The organism is Streptomyces sp. NPDC022910 (genome assembly GCF_055561075.1).
This window is the reverse complement of record NZ_JBVHHL010000008.1, coordinates 106,288-121,039: the sequence shown is the minus strand read 5'-3', so window position 1 is coordinate 121,039 and position 14,752 is coordinate 106,288. Positions and strand designations below refer to the sequence as shown.

At 73.1% G+C, this 14,752-nt stretch carries 10 protein-coding genes; 3 read left to right on the top strand and 7 right to left on the bottom strand.

Features of this window, described 5'->3' with window-relative positions; all coding sequences use genetic code 11:
* Positions 1-43: 43 nt before the first annotated feature.
* The gene (locus tag ACZ3TS_RS10700; RefSeq protein ID WP_467615938.1) at positions 44-1,201 is read left to right on the top strand and encodes a D-alanine--D-alanine ligase family protein; all 1,158 of its coding nucleotides are present in this window, start codon (positions 44-46) and stop codon (positions 1,199-1,201) included.
* 17 nt (positions 1,202-1,218) lie between these two features.
* Here ACZ3TS_RS10700 and ACZ3TS_RS10695 read toward each other — a convergent pair whose 3' ends face one another.
* Positions 1,219-1,701 (bottom strand): DUF3515 domain-containing protein, encoded by a 483-nt coding sequence (locus tag ACZ3TS_RS10695; RefSeq protein ID WP_467615937.1) that lies wholly within the window; start codon positions 1,699-1,701, stop codon positions 1,219-1,221.
* Between the two features lie 20 nt (positions 1,702-1,721).
* Positions 1,722-1,955 (bottom strand): Lrp/AsnC family transcriptional regulator, encoded by a 234-nt coding sequence (locus ACZ3TS_RS10690; protein WP_028802415.1) that lies wholly within the window; start codon positions 1,953-1,955, stop codon positions 1,722-1,724.
* A 206-nt stretch (positions 1,956-2,161) separates the two neighbouring features.
* Between ACZ3TS_RS10690 and ACZ3TS_RS10685 the strand changes: the two genes are divergently transcribed.
* On the top strand, positions 2,162-3,127 hold the full coding sequence (locus ACZ3TS_RS10685; protein WP_467615935.1) for a thiamine-phosphate kinase: 966 nt from the start codon (positions 2,162-2,164) through the stop codon (positions 3,125-3,127).
* A 178-nt stretch (positions 3,128-3,305) separates the two neighbouring features.
* Here ACZ3TS_RS10685 and ACZ3TS_RS10680 read toward each other — a convergent pair whose 3' ends face one another.
* The 3 genes from ACZ3TS_RS10680 to rpmB form a co-directional block, all read right to left on the bottom strand.
* Positions 3,306-4,508: an FAD-dependent monooxygenase gene (locus ACZ3TS_RS10680; protein WP_467615933.1), complete on the bottom strand. Its 1,203-nt coding sequence runs from the start codon at positions 4,506-4,508 to the stop codon at positions 3,306-3,308.
* Positions 4,505-7,639 carry an AfsR/SARP family transcriptional regulator gene (locus ACZ3TS_RS10675; RefSeq protein WP_467615930.1) on the bottom strand — a complete coding sequence of 1,045 codons (3,135 nt, stop codon included), beginning with the start codon at positions 7,637-7,639 and terminating at the stop codon, positions 4,505-4,507. Before ACZ3TS_RS10675 ends, ACZ3TS_RS10680 begins: the two co-directional genes overlap by 4 nt.
* A gap of 110 nt (positions 7,640-7,749) precedes the next feature.
* Complete coding sequence (gene rpmB / locus ACZ3TS_RS10670) at positions 7,750-7,935, bottom strand: 50S ribosomal protein L28 (RefSeq protein ID WP_220646355.1); 186 nt, start codon at positions 7,933-7,935, stop codon at positions 7,750-7,752.
* 292 nt (positions 7,936-8,227) lie between these two features.
* Between rpmB and ACZ3TS_RS10665 the strand changes: the two genes are divergently transcribed.
* Positions 8,228-9,907 carry a DAK2 domain-containing protein gene (locus tag ACZ3TS_RS10665; protein ID WP_467615927.1) on the top strand — a complete coding sequence of 560 codons (1,680 nt, stop codon included), beginning with the start codon at positions 8,228-8,230 and terminating at the stop codon, positions 9,905-9,907.
* Positions 9,908-9,989: 82 nt separating this feature from the next.
* On the opposite strand, the gene ACZ3TS_RS10660 is transcribed toward ACZ3TS_RS10665, so the two are convergent.
* Both ACZ3TS_RS10660 and ACZ3TS_RS10655 read right to left on the bottom strand, forming a co-directional pair.
* The gene (locus ACZ3TS_RS10660; protein WP_467615926.1) at positions 9,990-12,893 is read right to left on the bottom strand and encodes a tetratricopeptide repeat protein; all 2,904 of its coding nucleotides are present in this window, start codon (positions 12,891-12,893) and stop codon (positions 9,990-9,992) included.
* Positions 12,890-14,737 carry an HSP90 family protein gene (locus ACZ3TS_RS10655; protein WP_467616129.1) on the bottom strand — a complete coding sequence of 616 codons (1,848 nt, stop codon included), beginning with the start codon at positions 14,735-14,737 and terminating at the stop codon, positions 12,890-12,892. Before ACZ3TS_RS10655 ends, ACZ3TS_RS10660 begins: the two co-directional genes overlap by 4 nt.
* Positions 14,738-14,752: the final 15 nt, after the last annotated feature.

The following is a 14,752-nucleotide window of genomic DNA, read 5'->3' as shown; positions in this document are numbered from 1 at the left end:
GACGCTGTCTCAGGGCCCTACGGACAGGTAGTCTCAACGCGATATGAGCACCGAGAACCTCCCCCAGAGCCCTGAGCAGCCGCCTCGCAAGCCGCGCGTAGCCGTCGTGTTCGGCGGCCGCAGCTCCGAACACGGGATCTCCATGGTCACCGCCGGCGCCGTGCTGCGCGCCATCGACCGGACGAAGTACGACGTCCTGCCGATCGGTATCACCCGGGACGGCCGTTGGGCGCTCACCGCCGACGAACCCGAGCGGATGGCGATCACCGACCGCCGTACGCCCAGCGTCGAGGAGCTCGCCGAGTCCCAGGAGGGCGGCGTCGTCCTGCCCGTCGACCCGGCGAACCGCGAAGTCGTCTACAGCGAGCCCGGTTCGGTGCCCAAGGCGCTCGGCGAGATCGACGTCGTCTTCCCGGTGCTGCACGGCCCGTACGGCGAGGACGGCACCCTCCAGGGCCTTCTGGAGCTGTCCGGCGTCCCGTACGTGGGTTCGGGCGTGCTGGCCTCGGCCGTCGGCCAGGACAAGGAGTACATGAAGCGGGTGTTCACCTCCTTCGGGCTCAAGGTCGGCCCGTACGTGGTGATCCGGCCGCGCCAGTGGGAGCGCGACGAGTCCGCCGCCCGCAAGAAGATCATCGATTTCGCCGGTGAGCACGGCTGGCCGCTGTTCGTGAAGCCCGCGCGCGCGGGTTCCTCGATCGGCATCACCAAGGTCGACGACCTCGCGGGCCTCGACGAGGCGATCGGTGAGGCGCAGCGGCACGACCCGAAGATCCTGGTGGAGGCCGCGGTGCGCGGCCGCGAGATCGAGTGCGGTGTCCTGGAGTTCGAGGACGGGCCGCGCGCCTCTGTGCCGGCCGAGATCCCGCCGCCGGACGCGCACGCCTACTACGACTTCGAGGCGAAGTACATCGACTCGACGCCCGGCATCGTGCCCGCTCCGCTGACCGACGAGCAGACCGCCGAGGTCCGGCGGCTCGCGGTGGAGGCGTTCGAGGCCGCGTCCTGCGAGGGCCTCGTGCGGGCGGACTTCTTCCTCGCCGAGGACGGGCAGTTCGTGATCAACGAGATCAACACCATGCCCGGTTTCACGCCCATCTCCATGTACCCGCAGATGTGGCAGGCGAGCGGGATCAGCTACGGCGAGCTGGTCGACCGCCTGATCCAGGCGGCCCTGCGCCGTTCGACAGGTCTGCGCTAGGGGATCCGGCGCAGCGCTCAGGAGGCGATCCCCCCGGGGATCGCCTTCTTGACGGCGGGCGCCAGATCGACGAGCGGACCCAGCCCGTCGCCCGTATGCGCCTTGGGCAGCCTCACCTCGACGTACGCCTGGCGCAGCGTCGTGGTGAAACGGAACGAGCCGTCGTCACGCTTCTGCAGGAGCCAGCCGACGCCGTTCGCCTCCACACCGTCCGCCTCCGGATCGTTCATCTCCGCAGGCCTCGTCACCCCGCAGCGCAGTATGATCGCCGGGCTTCCCCAGCCCGCCGTCAGCGCGGACCGGGGCTCGGGATCGTTCCGGTCGAGGCCGTCCACCTTCCGCGGCAGCACCTTGTCCAGGTTCTGGCACAGCTTCGCGACCTTCGCGTCCGGGCTGGGAACCGCGGCCGAGGGGCTGTCGTCGCTTGAGGAACAGCCCGCCGTGGCGATCAACAGGGCGAGGGCGGGCAGACCGAGTCGCCGGTGACGGAAGAAGCGCACCGGCCAAGCGTAGACGGGGGCTACAGGTGCACGACCGGGCAGGTCAGGGTGCGGGTGATGCCGTCCACTTGCTGGACTTTCGCGACCACCATGCGGCCGAGTTCGTCGACGGTGTCGGCTTGGGCGCGCACGATGACGTCATAGGGTCCCGTCACGTCCTCGGCCTGGATGACCCCAGGGATCTTGCTGATCGTCTCGGCGACGGTCGACGCCTTGCCGACCTCCGTCTGGATCAGGATGTACGCCTGTACCACGGAACCTCCAGGGCGGCCACGAGGATCATGTGGGGAGAAGGGACGCCACGGTATCGCGTCGCCGCTCGCCGCGGGGAGACCCACGGAGGCTGTGGCGTGAGCGCCGGGGAACACCGGCGACACAACTTTACGGTCGACTCGACCGTACCGAGGACGAGGACCGCTCGCGACCGGGCGCGGCAGGGAACAGAAGGGGACGTACGACGATGAAGGGCACCGTGGGCGAGCTGGGCGAGTTCGGGCTCATCAGGGAGCTCACCTCCCGGCTCACCACCACCCCGGCGGTACGGATCGGCCCCGGCGACGACGCCGCGGTGGTCGCCGCGCCCGACCGCAGGGTGGTGGCGAGCACCGACATCCTCCTGGAGGGCCGGCACTTCCGCCGCGACTGGTCGACGGCGTACGACGTCGGACGCAAGGCGGCCGCGCAGAACCTCGCGGACATCGCCGCGATGGGCGCCGTGCCGACCGCGCTGCTGCTCGGTCTCGTCGTCCCGGCCGAGCTGCCCGTCACCTGGCCCACCGAGCTGATGGACGGCCTGCGCGACGAGTGCCAGGTGGCGGGCGCGGCCGTGGTCGGCGGCGATGTCGTACGCGGTGACACGATCATGATCTCGATCACCGCGCTCGGCGATCTGCGCAACCACGAGCCGGTCACCCGGGCCGGCGCCCGGCCCGGCGACGTGGTCGCCGTCACCGGCTGGCTGGGCTGGTCCGCGGCCGGGCACGCCGTGCTCTCCCGCGGCTTCCGTTCGCCGCGCGCGTTCGTCGAGGCGCACCGGCGCCCCGAACCGCCGTACCACGCGGGTCCGGCCGCCGCCGGGCTCGGTGCGACCGCGATGTGCGACGTCAGCGACGGGCTCATCGCCGACCTCGGGCACATCGCGGAGGCGAGCAAGGTGCGGATCGACATCCGCTCCGGCACCATCGACATCCCCTCTCAGATGAACGACATCGGGCAGGCCGTGGGCGTCGACCCGATCCAGTGGGTGCTCACGGGCGGCGAGGACCACGCGATCGTGGCGACCTTCCCGCCGGACGTGAAGCTGCCGGCGCGCTGGAAGGTGATCGGCGAGGTCCTCAACCCGTCGGCGCTGCCCCAGGTGACGGTCGACGGGGCGCCGTGGACCAGCAAGGGCGGCTGGGACCACTTCGGGGACATCGAGTCGTAGTTTTCTGGTTTTCTTGGTTTTCCTTGGTTTTTCTTGGGTTTCTTGGCTCGTTCGCCTTCGGGGTGCCTCAGCCGGTGTCGGGAGCCCGACCGTGCTCAGCCCCCTTCGTTCGCTTCGCTGCCCGGGCTCTTGATACCGGCGCGCCCCTTCGGCTCGCTCGCGGGGGCGGCCAGTGCTCTCACGCGGGGTACTGCGGCAGTTCGATGTCCGTCGCCGCCTTCTCCGTGAGCCGCTTGAAGAACCCGGCGAGCAGGCGCGAGCCGAGCAGCCGGTACATCCGGTCCCGGCTGCGGATCCGCCGCTCGGTCGCCGGAGCGAAGAACGGGCCCGCGTTGCCGGAGATCTTCTGGCAGCCCTTGGCGAAGTCCCGGATCCGTGCCTCGTACGCGGTCAGGGCCGTGCAGTGGTCGCCGCCCGCGAGGGCGAGTTCGCCGGCCAGGACGTACGCGCCGACGATCGCCACGCCGGTGCCCATGCCGCCCATCGTGGCGCCGTACCCTGCGTCCCCGAGGAGCACCACGCGCCCCTTGGTGAGGCGGTCGACGTGGATCTGGGCGATGGCGTCGAAGTACAGCTCGTCGGTGCCCTCCAGAGCCTTCAGCACCGTCGGCGTCTCCCAGCCCATGCCCGCGAACCGCTCGGCGAGGATCCTTTTCTGTGCGGCGACGTCCCGTCGGTCGTACGTGAGCCGCTCGGACCGGAAGACCAGCAGGGCGCCCGCGCGGTCGGGATCGCCGTCGTAGTTGCCGATGACGACGGCGCGGCCGGGCTCGCTGTAGAGGCGCCCGGTGCGGTCCAGGCCCAGGTGGTTGGGTACGTCGAACCCGGCCACGTAGTGGTCGAAGAAGCGCAGGTGCCGGGACTCGTCGCCGAAGACCAAACGGCGGGTGTGCGAGTGCAGCCCGTCGGCCGCGACGACGAGGTCGAAGCGGCGGGGCGCGCCGCGCTCGAAGGTGACGTCGACACCGTCGGGGGTGTCGGTGAGCGTGGAAATGGAGTCGCCGAACACGTACTCCACGCGGTCCTTGGTCCGTTCGTACATGATCCGCGCGAGGTCGCCGCGGAAGATCTCCACGTCGCCGCTCATCATCTCGGCCGGCAGGTCCACGCGCGGGGTGCCGTCGGCTTCCACCACGGTCTGCCGGCCCATATGGGTCTGGTGGGCGTGGATGTCGTCCCAGATGCCCATCGCGGTCAGCACCGTGCGGTGGACGTGCCCGCGGAAGTCGACCGCGAAGCCGCCCTCGCGCAGGGCGGGGGCCTTCTCGACGACGGTGACGCGGGCGCCGTACCGGGCGAGGTTCAGCGCGGCTGCGGGTCCGGCCACACTGGCGCCGGAGACGAGGACGTTCAGGTGGCTGAGGTCGTGTGTGTTCGTCATGGGCGACAGCTTCGGTGGCGGCGCTGACCACGCTCCTGCCGTGTGCTGACCGCCGCTGACCGAAGACGTCGTCCCTGGTCGTAGGCCTCTTCATAGGCCTGCGGGGACAGTCTCGCGCGGGTGGCCCGATGGGTGTGTACGACATCGGGGTCGCCGAGGAGCGGTGCGCCCCGCAGCGCAGTGGCGGCTCCGAGGAGCTCGGCCGCGCGCTCGGGGGACTCGGCGACGGACGCCAACGCCTCGGCGGTCTCCGCCAGTTCGAGCGCACCCGGCCCCTCGGCGGCGAGCTCGGCCGCTTGCCCGAACCAGTCGCGGGCTTCCTCCGTCCGCCCCTCGGCGGCCGCGGTGCGGCCGAGACCGATGAGGATGCGGACGCTCTCGCCGACGCTGAACCAGTTGGCGGCGCACGCCTCAAGGGCCTGTTCGTACTGCACGCGCGCCTGGGCCGTGTCCCCGGTCAGTCGGGCCAGGTCGCCGAGGCCACGGCGGGCGCCCGCCACCTTGTCGGGGACGCCGGCGGCGCGGGCGAGGGAGGCCGAGTGCTCGAAGTGCGCCGCCGCGCCCTCGAAGTCGCCCCGGTGCAGCAGCACGGTCGCCCGGGAACGCAGCAGGTCCGCGGTCTCCTCCGGCGCCTGGAGCTCCCGGATGTGGGCCAGGCCCTCGTCGAGCAGCTCCAGGGCCCGCCCGTACTCGCCGCGCCAGTCGGCGAAGACGCCCAGCGGATCGAGGCAGTTGGCCATGCCCCAGCGGTCACCGGTCGTGCGGAAGCCGGCCAGGGCGCGGGCGAAGGCGGACTCCGAGTCGGCGGGGCGGCCGGCGAACTGCGCCTGGTAGGCGAGCCCAAGGTCCAGCAGGGCGCGGCTCCAGGGGTCGTCGCCGGGCTGGACGGCCCGCAGCTCCGCGTCCGCCGAGAGCAACGGGCCGCAGGCGAGCGCCCAGAGGACCATCGTGAACGGCAGCCGCAGCGGCGCGCCCAGGGCGCGCATCACCTCGGCCACGCGCGCGACGCGGTCGGGTTCGGCCGGGTCGTCGCCGCGTCCGGTGAGCGTGTTCATCACGCACAGGGCATACTCCTCGGCCAGCCCCTCGGGCGGTTGGTCGCCGATCGCCGCGAGCAGCGCGCGGGCGACCGGCACCTGCTCGCCGTGCGGGCCGCGCAGCCGCCAGAACCAGGACAGGCGGGCCATGAGGCACAGGGCGTCCCCGGGAGCCGTGACCACGAGATGGCGCAGGGCCGCGTCCAGGTTGCCGTGCTCGGCGGTCAGCCGGGCCAGCCAGGGCAGTTGCTCCCCGCTGCGGATGTGCGGCTCCGCCCGCTCGGCCAGTCTCAGGAAGTGCGCGGCGTGCGCGTTCCGCACGTGCTGGTCCTCGCCGGCCCCCACGAGGTGCTCGGCGGCGAACGCGCGGATGGTCTCCAGCATCCGGTAGCGCCCGTCGGCCACCTCGAGGAACGACTTCTCGGCGAGCGACGCCAGCAGGTCGTCCGGACACGGCACCCCGCACACCGCCTCGACCGCGTCGGGCGTCGCGCCGCCGGGGAACACGGACAGCCGCCGGGCCAGCTCGCGCTCCTCGTCGTCCAGCAGCTCCCAGCTCCACTCCACGACCGCGCGGAGGGTGCGGTGCCGGGGCGCCTTGGTGCGGTCGCCCCGGGACAGGAGCCTGAACCGGTCGTCCAGACGGTCGGCCAGCTCGTCCGGGCTCAGCGTGCGCAGCCGGGCCGCGGCCAACTCGATGGCCAGCGGCAGTCCGTCCAACGCGGCACAGACGTGCTCCACGCGCGCGTGCTCCTCGAAGCCCGGCCGCACCGCCTGTGCCCGGTCCAGGAAGAGTCGCACCGCGTGCTCCGGCGGCAACGGCGGCACCGGGCACAGCACCTCACCGGTGATCCCCAGGGCCTCCCGTCCGGTCGCCAGGATCCGTACGCCGGGGCAGGCACCGAGGAGCAGCGCGGCGATCCTGGCCGCGTCCTCGACGACGTGCTCGCAGTTGTCGAGCACCAGCAGCAGCTCCCGGTCCTCCAAGGCGGCGAGGAGCCGTTGCGTGGCGTCCGCGGCAGGGCCCCGGAATCCGTCGCGCACGCCGAGCGCGGCGAGGACGGCATACGGGACCCGGGAGCCGTCGGTCAGGGGGGCGAGTTCGACGAAGCAGACGACAGTGGTGGCGGCATGGGAGTGAGCGGGAGCGTACGCAGGTGCGCCGGCGCCCGTGCGGTCGTCGACGCGGACGTCGGCATATCGCCGCGCCGCCTCTGTCGCCAGCCGTGTCTTGCCCGCGCCGCCCGGACCGGTGAGGGTGACCAGACGGGTGTCCGGCGAGGCAAGGACCGCGTGGATACGGCCGAGCTCCGGGGCGCGGCCGATGAAGCGGGTGAGCTGGGCCGGCAGGCGCGTTCCCCGGGCGGGGCCCGTGCCGCGCAGGAGCTCCTGGTGGAGGGCGGACAGCTCGGGCGAGGGGTCGACGCCGAGTTCGTCGGCGAGCGTGCGGCGGGCCTGCTCGTACACGGTGAGCGCTTCGGCGGGCCGTCCGCCCGCTTGCAGGGCCCGCATCAGCAGTCCGTACAGCCGTTCGCGCAGTGGGTGAACGGAGAGCAGCTCACGCAGTTCAGGGACGAGGCCGGAGCCGCCGCCGAGGGCGAGGTCGGCCTGGGCGCGGTCCTCCACGGCACCGAGCCGCAGCTCTTCCAGACGCGTGCGCTGGCCGCGTGCGCCGGGGAGGTCGGCCAGGGCGGGGCCGCGCCACAGGGCGAGCGCCTCCCGGAGCGTGGCCGCGGCCGCGCGGTGGTCGCCGTGGGCGAGGGCCGAGGAGCCATCATGGGCCAGCCGCTCGAAGCGGTGGGCGTCGACGCTGTCGGGGGGGACGAGCAGGCGATAGCCGGTGGGGGTCGCCTCGATCTCGGCGTACGGGCCCAGTCGCTTGCGCAGGCGGGATATCTGCGACTGGAGGGCGTTCGCGGCGCCGGAGGGCGGCTCGTCTCCGTACAGGCCCTCGGTGAGGCGCTCCGTCGACACGGTCCGCCCGGCGTCGATGAGCAGCAGCGTGAGCAGGGCGCGAGGGCGGGGACCGCCGGGCTCGAGCGGCGTGCCGTCTTCGGTGTGGACGTCGAGGGAGCCGAGAATGCCGAAGCGCATGCGGCGGATTCTGACAGGCCGTGGTCGCGCGGGTACAGCAAAAAGCCGGTCCACGATCGTGGACCGGCTGTCTGCAGCGAACCAGCGGTGGCCGCGCGCTTAACTGGGCGTCAGCGCGCGACCTTGCCGGCCTTGATGCACGAGGTGCAAGCGTTCACGCGCTTCGGCGTCCCGCCCACCACGGTACGCACACGCTGGATGTTCGGGTTCCAGCGACGGGACGTACGGCGGTGCGAGTGCGAGATGTTGTTGCCGAAGCCCGGCCCCTTGCCGCAGACGTCGCAGTTGGCAGCCACGGGTCACTCCAAAGACTTCAGATGCACTTACGGTTGATCCCGGCATGCCGGGATCAAGATCGTAGGATCTGAGTGGCGCTGCCAGGGGGAGGGCCCGACCTGGATCGGGCAACCGGAGCAGCATACAACGGCTGCGCCCGTAGAACGAAACTACCACGGCTGCCGCGACCCCCGTTCCGGCCCCCGGGTCGCCCGCCCCAAGCCCCGTGTCCGGTCCGTCCGGCCCTCTTCCGGGCGCGAACCCCTCTGGGTCTACGCTGCGTCCCACGTCCAGCAGCTCAAGGAGGCGCAGGTGGCGCAGGTGCCGCAGCCATTGGATGCTCTCGCGGTGCGCACCTGGTGCGGTCTCGCGCTCCAGGCGCTTGGGCGGGCGCGCGAGGAGATCGACGCGATCAACGTCTATCCCGTGGCCGACGGGGACACCGGTACGAACCTCTATCTGACCGTGGAGTCGGCCGCCGCGGCCGTCGAGGCGGTCTTCGCCGGATACGAGGCGGGCGGCGCGCAGCGCCCGACGCTCGCCGACGCCGTGCGGGCCATGGCCCACGGAGCGCTCATCGGGGCCCGCGGAAACTCCGGGACGATCCTGGCGCAGCTGCTGCGGGGCATGGCGCAAGTGCTCGCCGACGGTGAGACGGCTCACACCGACGCGCAGGGACTGCGGCTCGCGCTCCGGCGGGCGGCCGACTCCGCCCGGGACGCCGTCGCACACCCCGTGGAGGGGACCGTCCTCAGCGTCGCCTCGGCCGCCGCCGACGCGGTCACCGGCGCCGAGGGCGACTGCGGCGGCGTCGCGCGCGCGGCGTACGAGGGGGCCCGGGCGGCCCTGGCGGCGACGCCCGGGCAACTGGCGGTGCTGGAACGCGCCGGAGTGGTCGACGCCGGCGGCCGGGGCCTTGTGGCGGTGCTCGCGGCCCTGGTGGAGACGTTCACGGGAGAGGCGCCGCGGGTCCAGGAGGGAGCGGGACGCATCGTCCACAAGCGCGTGGACGGCGAGCCGAGGGTCGCTCCCCAGGAGTGCGCCGACGTCGTCCCGGCGGACGGAGGCGGGCCCGCCTACGAGGTGATCTACCTCCTGGAGGCCGACGACGCGGCCGTGGCGCGGCTGCGCGGGCGGCTCGACGCGCTGGGGGACTCCCTCGTGGTGGTCGGCGGGGACGGGCTGTGGAACGTCCACGTGCACGTCGACGACGCGGGTGCCGCCGTCGAGGCGGGGGTGGAGGCCGGGCGCCCGCACCGGATCCGGATCACCCACTTCGCCGCCGGGGACGTGCACACCTCCGGCGCCGGACGGCCGCCGCGCGAGCGGGTCCAGCGCGCCGTGGTGGCCGTCGTGCCGGGGGAGGGACTGGCCGGGCTGTACCAGGAGGCCGGGGCGACCACCGTGCTCGCCCGGGCCGGGGAGCCGCCCGCGAGCGGAGAACTGGTGCAGGCGGTGCGCCGGGCGCACGCGCACGAGGTGGTGCTGCTGCCCAACGACGCGGACCTGCGCCACACCGCGGCCGCCGCGGCCGAGCAGGCACGCACCGAGGGCGTCCGCGTAGCGCTGATCCCGACCCGGTCCGCGGTACAGGGCATCGCGGCGCTGGCCGTGCACGAGCCCGAGCGGCGCTTCGACGAGGACGTCGTGGCGATGACGTCGGCGGCGGGCGCGACGCGGTATGCCGAAGTCGAGGTCGCGGAACGGCAGTCCTGGACGATGGCCGGCATCTGCCAGGCCGGCGACGTCCTCGGCCTGATCGACGGCGACGTCGCCGTCATCGGCTCGAACGTCACGGAAACGGCGGAGACGGTCCTGGACCGCATGCTCGCGGCGGGTGGCGAGCTGGTCACTCTGGTCCTGGGCGACCAGGCCCCGGAGTCGATCGCGGCGCACCTGGAGTCGCGGGTGCGCGAGTCGTACCTCGCGGTCGACACGGTGGTGTACCGGGGCGGCCGCCAGGGGTCGCTGCTGCTGATCGGCGTGGAGTGAACGCGGAAGCTCACCAAGGGTGAAGAGCACCAGGGAGTGAGCCGCCGGGTGCCCGCTCGCCGCCGCGGGCACCCGGCACTCGTCACCGCTCCCGGTGCGCCTCCAGCAGCTTCAACATCCGTTCCGCCTCCGCCCGCCGCGCCCGGGCCGTCTCCGTGTCGCCGTCCGCGTCCTCGTACGCCGACAGCACCGCACGCGCGCGTGCCGACGCCGCGTCCGGGCGGCCGAGGTCGGCCTCCAGCCAACCCGCGGCCAAGTCGGCGCCGGTGCGGGCGTCGAGGGCGTCGGCGCCGAGGGACGCGAAGGCCGCGATCGCCTCCGTGACGTGCGTCAGCGCCTCCTCGAAGGCCGTGCGCGTCGCCTCCTCGCCCGCGTCGTCATCGACCGACCGGGCGATCAGCTCGCCGAACTGGCGGTGCGACTGGCCGAGTTCCATGGTCAGACCGTCACGTGCTTCGACGTCCTCGGCGGCGGCCGCCGCCGAGGCGCACTCCCGTGCCGCCTGCGTCATCAGCTCCCGCGCCGAGTCCAGGCCCGCCGCCCCACGGGCCGCCAGCCAGGCCCGGGCGCGCAGGGCGCGCACCAGTCCGTGCGGGTTGCCCAGCTCGCGCCACAGGTCGACGGCCCGGGCATACGCCCGGTCCGCCTCCTCGGGAAGTTCGGCGTGTCCGAGCGCCTCGGCGGCCAGATGAGCCAGCATCGCGTGATCGCGCTGCTCCGGCCAGTGCCGGGCGATCTCCGCGGCCCGCAGCCACCGCTCCGCCGCCGCGCGGTGCTCGCCCAGCTCGGTGTGACAGTCGCCGAGCCACCACTGCGTCTGCACGATCGCCCCGTCGCCGTGCGTCTCGGCGGTCAGATCGGGCAGGGCCGACTCCAGCACCTCGGCCGCCTCCGCGAAACGTCCCTGGCGAAGCAGGAAGCCGCCCAGCTGGTGCCGCGCCCACGCGCCCAGCGTCGCGGCCTCGCCCGCCTCGTCCGCCCAGTGCGCCGCCTCCAAGGTGTGCTCGGCGGCCTCCGCGAGGTGCCCCGACGCCCCCAGCGCCTCCGCCAGCTGCAGGTGCAGCTGCGCCTGTGCCACGGGCTCCAGATGCTCCCGGCCGTGCTCCAGCGCCGCCCGCGCGGCCCGCTGCGCGGTCTCCGCTTCACCGAGCTGCCGCGCGATCTGGGACAGCCGCACCTCGCGCTCCACCGCGAACCACGGCAGGCCCGCCGCCACGTACTCCTCGGCCGCCTGCGCCAGCAGCTCCGCCGCGGCCCGAGCATCCCCGGTGTGCGCCGCCAGCTCCCCGAGCATGGCCTTCGCCTCGGCGGCCCGGGACGCGAGGCGCACCTCGGCCGCGTGCGGCCCGGCGAGCGCCAGCAGCTCCCGTACGGCCTCCTGAGCGGCATCGGCGGAGCCCTCGCCCTCGTGCAGCCGGTGCATCAGGATGCGGGCCCGCCCGACGAGCACGGACGCCGTCTGCCGCACCCCCGTCCCGCCCTCCCCGAAGAGAGCGAGCACATGCTCGCGCAGCCCGGTGACCGTCTCCAGCGCCTCGTCGGCGTGACCCGTCAGGGCCCGTACGAACGCTCCACGCGCGCGTGCCGCCAGCGCCTCACCCCGGTCGCCCGCCTCGGCGTACAACCCGGCCGCCCGTTCGAAGAGCTCGGCGCCCTCCGGGCCCCGGCTCATCGCCTCGTGGTCGACGACCTCCGCGCGGTCCCGGACGTCCAGCTCCCGGCCCTCGGCGGCGTGCGCCACCGCGGCCCACGCGTCCATGGCGTCCGGATGCAGGGCGTCCGACAGCCGCCGGGCCTCGGCCAGCAGATCGGGCAGGTCCCGGTCCTCCCGGACCGGGGCAGCGGGCGGCAAAGGCACCACGAGTGCCGGACGTGTCGTGCGCACGCCGAGCGGCAGCCGGTCCACCAGCGGGCGGCGGTCCATCCGCTCCCGGGTGCGCTCACTGATGTAGGACGTACCGTTGCGCGCGTCGAAGCGGGCGGCGAGTGCCAGCGCTTCCCCGCGCGCGTGGGAGGCGAGTTCCCGCGCGGTCCACTCTCGGTCCGCCGGGCCCGGCACCGCCCGGTCGCCGACCCCCCGCTCGACCAGCCGGTCCATCAGCAGCGCCACCACGGCCAGGAAGTCCAGTCTGCTGCGCGGCTCCCCGGAGTCCGTGAAGTACGCGGGCCGCTCGGCCAGAAGTTCCAGGCCGCGCGCCTCGTTCCCGGTGAGCGCGCAGAACTCCACGTGGTCCGCGTACGAACCTCGCATGCTCTCCATGGTCCGGACGAGCCGGAAACCGCGCAGGTGGTGCGCCCGCGCCTCGTCCAGGCGGCCCAGACGCAGCAACGACAGCAGCGAGGAGGCCAGCACCGCGTGCGGCTCGTGCGCGCACACGTACTCGCCCTCCAGGACCGGCCGCCACGACTCCAGCGCCCGCTCGTCCTCGCCCTTGCGCGCCTGCCACCACCCCTGGTCGTGCAGCTCGCACGCGTGGCAGTCGGCCATCTCGTCACGGTCGGCGGCCAGCCACGCCGTGTACGCCCGCTCCGCGCGCTCCAGGTCCCCGACATGCGCGGCGACACTGAACTCGGCGCTGCGCACGGCGCGTTCGGAGTGACCGGCCAGCCGGTAGCGGTGCTCCATCTCGCCGAGCCACTTCTCCATGGAGGCGAGCGGGATGTGCGGCTGGCCCAGCATGCCCGCCGACATCCACTTGAAGACCCAGTGCAGCGAGTGGGCCTCGTACTCGTCGAAGTCCTCGGGGCGTTCGTCCCACATCCGCAGCAGACGCGCGAAGGGGACGAACATCTTGTCCTTCTCGGAGCTGTAGTTGTAGACCTTCAGCTGGTGTCCGAGCGCCTCGATCACGGCCAGCGGGATGTTCAGCTTCTCCGCCTCCACGAGCAGTTGCTCCGCACGCGCGTTGCGCGCCGGGCCCTCCGGCTGCTCGTAGTTGTCCGCCATCGCCTGGCGCAGCGAGTCGAAGTCCATGACCTGGCTCATCGGGAGCCGTCCTCCGGGGAGTTGGTGTGGGTGGCCCATTCGAGGAGACCGATGAACGCACGGTTGAGGAGCGCGGAGTCGGCGGGCCGCAGCGGGCGCTGGGCCATCAGCAGCGCCTGCCCGTAGAGGGACTCGGTGGCGGTGCCGATCAGCTCCGGGTCGTCCAGGGAGCTGATCCTGCGGATCAGCGGGTTGAGGTGGTTGAGGACGAGCCGCGCACGGGGAGCGCTGCCCCGCAGCGAGCCCAGGATCCCCGCCCACAGGTCGTCGGCCTGCTCCTCGGCGTCCGCGCGCGCCTGCTCGTGACGGGCCGCCCGGTCGTCCAGGTGCAACGCGGGCACGGAGAGGGGATGGAACGCGCGCAGCACGACATCGCAGCCGAGCGGGTCGAGTTTGGCGCGCGCCGCACCCAGGAAGGCCGACAGTGCCAGCTCCTCGGCCGCGTCCACCGCGTCCAGGTGCGCGGTCACGGTGTCCGCGTCCAGCTCCGCGACCACCGTCCCCGGGCGCACCGACGGCAGTGCCTCCACCAGCTCGCTGTCGTAGGTGTAACCGCCGTTGACCACCCCGACGCCCTGCGCGGACGCTATGGGGGCGACCTGCCGGTACTCCTCCACGGTCCGTGTGAAGTGCACGACCGGATGCCGCTGCGCGAACTCCTCCAGGGACAGCCGTCCGTCCGTCGTCTCGAAGGGGAGCCACGGCAGCATCGTGCGCAGCATCTCCTTGTCGTGCCGTGCGAGCGACTTCACGCCCAGATAGTGCACGGACAGGAAGGCCGCCAGACGCTCGGGATCACCGGCGGCGAGCCCGGTCAGCCAGGACCGGATGCGCTCGCCGAGCGCATCACGCACGGCCGCCAGGGTCTCGTCCTCGTACAGCGACTCGCGCGACGCCGTGGGCCGCAGACTGTCCGTGTCGAGCACGCAGCGCACGAAGAACGCCCAGTCGGGCAGCAGCTGTTCGGCCCGCTCGGTCAGCAGCATGCCCTTCAGGTGCACGCGATGGCTCGCCCGCTGGGCCGGACTCACCGCGGTCGGCAGTACGTAGGCCACGCCCCGGATCCCCGCGAGCGGCACGTCCAGGTCGATCGAGTCCAGCGGAGTGAAACCGAACAGGTCGTGACAGTGGCGTGCCAGGGCCACCCTTCGGGTGGCGGGGGACGGGTACGCGCGGTCCCAGGGCGCCGGCAGATCCGTGATCGCCTCGTCGCCGACCCGGACGTCGTACGGCAGCAGCGACCCGAAGTCCCGCGCGAGCGACCGCACCCGGTCCGCGGAGAGCCAGTCGGCGGCGCCGGGACGCGCCACCAGGTACACGGTGGTGCCGGGCTCGGGCCGGGCGTCGTGGGGCAGGGTCCGTACGACGTAGGACCCGTCGTCGGTGGCCGTCCACTCCACGGGCGCCGCGCCCGGCGTACGGGCGCTGCGGCTGACGACCCGGATGCGCTCGGCGACGACGAAACACGCCAGCAACCCGATGCCGAACTGCCCCAGGAAGTCGGAACGGACCTCCTGGAGCCCGTCGGCCCGCTTCGAGCTGCGCCCGATGGTGGCGAGCAGGCTGTGCACGTCGGACTCGGTGAGCCCGACGCCCGAGTCCTCGACGCGCAGACTGCCACCGTCGGCGTACAGCCGAACCCTGGCGGGCGCGTCCGGCTGTTCGGCGCGGCGGGCGGTGATGGCGTCCACCGCGTTCTGCAGCAGCTCGCGCAGATAGACCTTGGGGCTCGAGTAGAGGTGATGGGAGAGCAGGTCCACGAGACCGCGCAGGTCGACCTGGAACGTATGAGGTGATTGAGGTGGCTGAGGTGCCTGGGATGACTGCGAGGTCTGGGAGTCCATCGTCACAGCGCCGTG